The sequence below is a fragment of the Tepidimonas sp. genome, from assembly GCF_029335975.1.
Lineage (GTDB): Bacteria > Pseudomonadota > Gammaproteobacteria > Burkholderiales > Burkholderiaceae_C > Tepidimonas.
Genome location: NZ_JARJMT020000013.1, coordinates 1 through 4,475, shown reverse-complemented (window position 1 = coordinate 4,475; position 4,475 = coordinate 1). Strand labels below are relative to the sequence as shown.

Genomic DNA, 4,475 nt, shown 5'->3' with positions numbered 1-4,475 from the left:
ACCTTGGACCGTTTCAGCATTTCGCTGCGCACACTCACCCGGCCGGACCTGCTGGAGCGGGCCGTGGCACTGGCGGCGCGCCAGCTGGCCGCCCCGTCCTTCGATCCCAGCATCTGGGCGCGGGAGCGTGATCGCCTGGTCGCCGCCTGGCGCGAGGCGCAGACCCAGCCCGATACCTTGGCCCGCCAGCGCTATGCCGAGGCGGTTTACCGAGGACATCCTTATGGGGCGCAAGCCACACCCGAGACCTGGGCCGCCATCGACCGGGCGGCCATGCAAGATTTTTACCGTCGCCACGCCCGCGCGTGCGACGCACGCATCACGCTGGTGGGGGCCATCGGGCGCGACCAGGCCGAATCGATTGCCAACCGCCTGCTGGCCGGTTGGGCCGCGCATGGCTGTGCGCCTTTGCCCGCCGTCCCCGAGGTCGCACCGCTGGAGCGCGAGCACGATCTGCGCCTGCCGTTTCCGGGAGCGGCACAGGCGCAAATCCTGGTCGGGCGCCCTGGCATTGCCCGTCGGGATCCCGACTATCTGCCGCTGCTGTTGGCCAACCACATCGTCGGCGGCGGTGGATTCACCTCCCGCTTGATGCGCGAGATCCGGGAGCAGCGTGGCTTGACCTACGGCGTGTACAGCCACTTTCTGGCCGGCCGGCATGCTGGGGCGTTTACCGTGACGCTGCAGACGCGCCCCGATCAGGCCGATCTGGCGGTCTCTTTGGTGCGCGAAACACTGCGCCGCTTTACCGCCGAGGGGCCAACGGACGATGAAATCGCCGCGGCCAAGGCCTCGCTGATTCAGGGCTTTGCCTTGCGGCTCGACAGCAACCGCAAGGTGCTCGACCAGGTGGCGGCGTTGGCCTGGTCGGACTTGCCACTGGACGAGTTGGACACCTGGCCCGCGCGGCTGGCGGCCATCGACCGGGACACTCTGATGCGCGCATGGCGCCGCGTGATCGACCCCGATCGGCTGGTGACCGTGGTGGTGGGAGGCCTGCGGTGATGGCGCGCCCCCGTGGGGGTGGGTTCAACGGCGAGGTGCGCATCATCGGGGGACGCTGGCGGCGCTCGCGCTTGCCGGTCGGCCCTGGCCCGGGGCTGCGGCCCACCCCGGACCGGGTACGCGAGACGCTGTTCAACTGGCTCGGGCAAGACCTGGCCGGCTGCCGTTGTGTCGATGCATTTGCTGGCAGCGGTGCGCTGGGGTTGGAGGCCGCCTCGCGCGGTGCGACCGATGTGGTGTTGATCGAGCGCGCCCCCGCCTTGCTGGACGTGCTACGCGCGAACGTGCAGCGGCTTGGCGCGCAGGAGGGGGTGCGCATCATGGGCGGCGATGCGCTGGCTGTCATGGCTGCTTTGCCTGCAAAGCAGTGGGATGTGGTGTTCTTGGACCCCCCATTTGACGACGCCCGCCACGGCAGCGAGCGCATATATGGCGCAGCGCTGCGGCAGGCCGCGCGGCTGCTGCGTCCGCAAGGGCTGGCGTATCTGGAGGCCCCGCGCGCCTGGGCAGAGGACGAGGTGGCAGCACTGGGCTGGCGCTTGCACCGCCACCTGCGGGCCGGGGCCGTCCACGCCCATCTGCTGCAGGCGGCGGATAATTCAGCCCCATGAATGACCCGACCCCTGTGCTGCGCACCGCCGTCTACAGCGGCACCTTTGACCCCATCACCCTGGGGCACGAGGATGTGATTCGCCGCGCGGCGGGCTTGTTTGACCGGCTGATCGTTGCGGTAGCGGTCGCGCATCACAAAAAAACCTTGTTCCCCCTGGCGCAGCGGCTGGCGATGGTGGCCGATGCCCTGTCCGATTGTCCCGGCGTGCAGGTGCTGCCGTTCGATGGGCTGATCATGGATTTTTGCCGAGCGCACGGGGCGGTGGCGGTGGTGCGCGGCATCCGCAATGTCACCGACTTCGATTACGAGGCACAGATGGCTGCCATGAACGCCAAACTCTTGCCCACGGTGCAGACGGTGTTTTTGCTGCCGCAGCCGACGGTGCAGTGCATCTCCAGTACCCTTGTGCGTGAAATCGCCAAATTGGGTGGGGATGTGGCGCAGATGGTCAATCCCGCCGTGGCACAGCGCTTGGCCGCAGTGTTTCCGGATAGCCAATGCTGATCCCGCCCACATCGGAAGTCTGCCCAGGGGACCCGGCCATGGCCTTGATGATCACCGACGAGTGCATCAACTGCGACGTTTGTGAGCCCGAATGCCCCAATCAAGCCATCTCGATGGGGGAGGAGCACTACGTCATCGATCCGGGGCGCTGCACGGAGTGCGTGGGTCACTTTGACGAGCCCCAATGCGTGCAGGTCTGCCCGGTCAGTTGCATCCCGGTCAACCCGGACCACACCGAGGACCGCGAAACTCTGTGGCAAAAATACCGGCGGCTGCAGGCCGCCAAGGCGGCGCCGGGCTCCCGCCCGGTGTCCGCGGCCTAAACTGTGTTGGGGCGCGGCGGCTTGGGCCGCGGCGCTTGGCTGGTGTGAATGGCGGCGGTCGCCTTGGCGGTCTCGCCGGCCAGCAGCAGCGGTAGGGCCCGCGCGGCACGTTCCACCGCCTGGTCGATGGCCAGCCGCTGGTCGGTCGGTGGCTTGCGCAGCACCCAGTGGGCGACTTCGGCCTTCACGCCCGGGTGGCCGATGCCCAGGCGCAGCCGCCAGTAGTCCGCGCTGCCCAATTGCGCATGGATGTCGCGCAGGCCATTGTGGCCGGCGTGGCCGCCCCCGTGTTTGAGCCGGGCGTCGCCCGGTGGCAGGTCCAGCTCGTCGTGCGCGACCAGGATCTCGCCCGGGGCGATCTTGAAAAACCGTGCCAGCGCGGCGACGGACTGGCCCGAGCGGTTCATGTAGGTGGTGGGCTTGAGCAGCCACAGTGGGTGGCCGTCGATGGTGGTGCGGCCGGCCAGGCCGAAATAGGTACGCTCCGGGTGCAGGGTCACCCGCAAGTCCTGCGCGACACGGTCGATCCACCACCAGCCGGCGTTGTGGCGCGTGTCCTCGTACTCCGGTCCGGGGTTGCCCAGACCCACCAGCAGTTTGAACATCGATGCGGGCCCTCGTGTGCGGGGTGGCGATCATGGCATCAAAACCGAAGGCCCGCGTGGTGCGGGCCTCGGTGGGGCGGCTGCCCAGGGCAGCCGACAGCGGCGAACGGGGCCGGGGTGCGGCCCCGGGCTCTCACTTCTTGCCCTTCTTGCCCTTCTTGTCGTCGGTCGTGCCGGCGGTCGGCGCGGTCACGACTTCTTCCACCGGCTCGACGACGGTGGCGATGGTTGGGTTGGGCTTGCCATGGGTGACGATCTTGACGCCCGCTGCCAGCTTCAAGTCGTTGGCGTGCAGGCTCTGGCCCTTGTGCAGCTGGCCGAGGTCCACTTCGATGAAGTCGGGCAATTGGGTGGCCAGACACTCGATCTCCAACTCGGTGACGACGTGGTTGATCAGGCACTTGTCGGCCTTGACCGCCGGACTGTTATCGGCGTTGACGAAGTGCAGCGGCACTTTCTTGCGCAGGCGGGTGGTCTCGTCGACGCGCTGGAAGTCCACATGCAGCACCTGCGGCTTGTAGGGGTGGTACTGCACATCGCGCAGCACGACCTTGGTGACCTGGCCGCCGAGTTCCATCTCCAGGACAGAGGAGTGAAAGGCCTCTTTCTGGATGGCCTGCCACAGGGCGTTGTGGTCCAACTCGATGTTTTGCGGCGCAGCGTTGCCGCCGTAGACGATACCGGGCGTCTTGCCGGCCTTGCGCAGGCGGCGGCTCGCACCCGTGCCCTGCGTCTGGCGCTCGAAAGCGGTGAATTTCATGCTCTACTCCATTGTGGGGGCGGCCGCGACCAGCGCGCCCCATTTTCACGACCATGCCACCCAGATGGGTGGCGCCAAAACCGATGCCCTCGTTACCCGCGGGGCGAGAGCGTCGGCATGCCTTGCGGGCTGGCGCAGGCGAACCCTGCTCAGCCCTGGTTTTCCGACTCGGCGAACAGGCTCATCACCGACTCGCCATTGGCGATGCGGGCGATCGTCTCCGCAAACAGCGGGGCCACGGTGAGCTGGCGGATTTTGCCGCAGGCGCGAGCCGCATCGCTCAGCGGAATGGTGTTGGTGACGACCAATTCGTCCAATGCGTCGCCTTTGGCGACACGTTCCACGGCAGGGCCAGACAAAATGGGATGAGTCACGTAAGCAAACACCTTTTCGGCCCCGCGTTCTTTGAGCACCTCGGCCGCTTTAATCAACGTCCCAGCAGTGTCCACCATGTCGTCCATGATCACACAGTGGCGGCCTTCGATGTCGCCGATGACATGCATGACCTCGGACACATTGGGTTTGGGGCGACGCTTGTCGATGATGGCCATGTCGCAGTCGAGCTGCTTGGCCAGCGCCCGCGCACGCACCACGCCGCCGACGTCTGGCGAGACGACGAGCAGATTGGGGTAATTCTTTTGCCGCAGATCGCCCAGCAGCACCGG

General features: G+C 67.1%; 7 protein-coding genes. 4 read left to right on the top strand and 3 right to left on the bottom strand.

The window, feature by feature from the left end:
• From P3W97_RS00730 to P3W97_RS00715, 4 genes are all read left to right on the top strand, one after another.
• Window positions 1-1,005: pitrilysin family protein (locus P3W97_RS00730; protein WP_300843067.1), on the top strand; the 1,005-nt coding region annotated here is incomplete at its 5' end.
• On the top strand, window positions 1,005-1,616 hold the full coding sequence (gene rsmD, locus P3W97_RS00725; RefSeq protein WP_300843066.1) for a 16S rRNA (guanine(966)-N(2))-methyltransferase RsmD: 612 nt from the start codon (window positions 1,005-1,007) through the stop codon (window positions 1,614-1,616). The genes P3W97_RS00730 and rsmD, both read left to right, overlap by 1 nt.
• Window positions 1,613-2,122 carry a pantetheine-phosphate adenylyltransferase gene (gene coaD / locus P3W97_RS00720; RefSeq protein ID WP_300843065.1) on the top strand — a complete coding sequence of 170 codons (510 nt, stop codon included), beginning with the start codon at window positions 1,613-1,615 and terminating at the stop codon, window positions 2,120-2,122. Before rsmD ends, coaD begins: the two co-directional genes overlap by 4 nt.
• Before the next feature lie 38 nt (window positions 2,123-2,160).
• Window positions 2,161-2,445 (top strand): YfhL family 4Fe-4S dicluster ferredoxin, encoded by a 285-nt coding sequence (locus tag P3W97_RS00715; protein ID WP_300843064.1) that lies wholly within the window; start codon window positions 2,161-2,163, stop codon window positions 2,443-2,445.
• Here P3W97_RS00715 and pth read toward each other — a convergent pair.
• The 3 genes from pth to prs form a co-directional block, all read right to left on the bottom strand.
• Window positions 2,442-3,050: an aminoacyl-tRNA hydrolase gene (gene pth, locus P3W97_RS00710; RefSeq protein WP_300843063.1), complete on the bottom strand. Its 609-nt coding sequence runs from the start codon at window positions 3,048-3,050 to the stop codon at window positions 2,442-2,444. The two genes, P3W97_RS00715 and pth, sit on opposite strands and share 4 nt — an antisense overlap.
• A 133-nt stretch (window positions 3,051-3,183) precedes the next feature.
• A complete protein-coding gene (locus P3W97_RS00705) occupies window positions 3,184-3,810 on the bottom strand; it encodes a 50S ribosomal protein L25/general stress protein Ctc (protein ID WP_300843062.1) in 627 nt (208 codons plus the stop codon).
• A 149-nt stretch (window positions 3,811-3,959) separates the two neighbouring features.
• Window positions 3,960-4,475 (bottom strand): ribose-phosphate diphosphokinase (gene prs / locus P3W97_RS00700; RefSeq protein WP_300843061.1); only part of this gene is annotated, 516 nt, incomplete at its 5' end.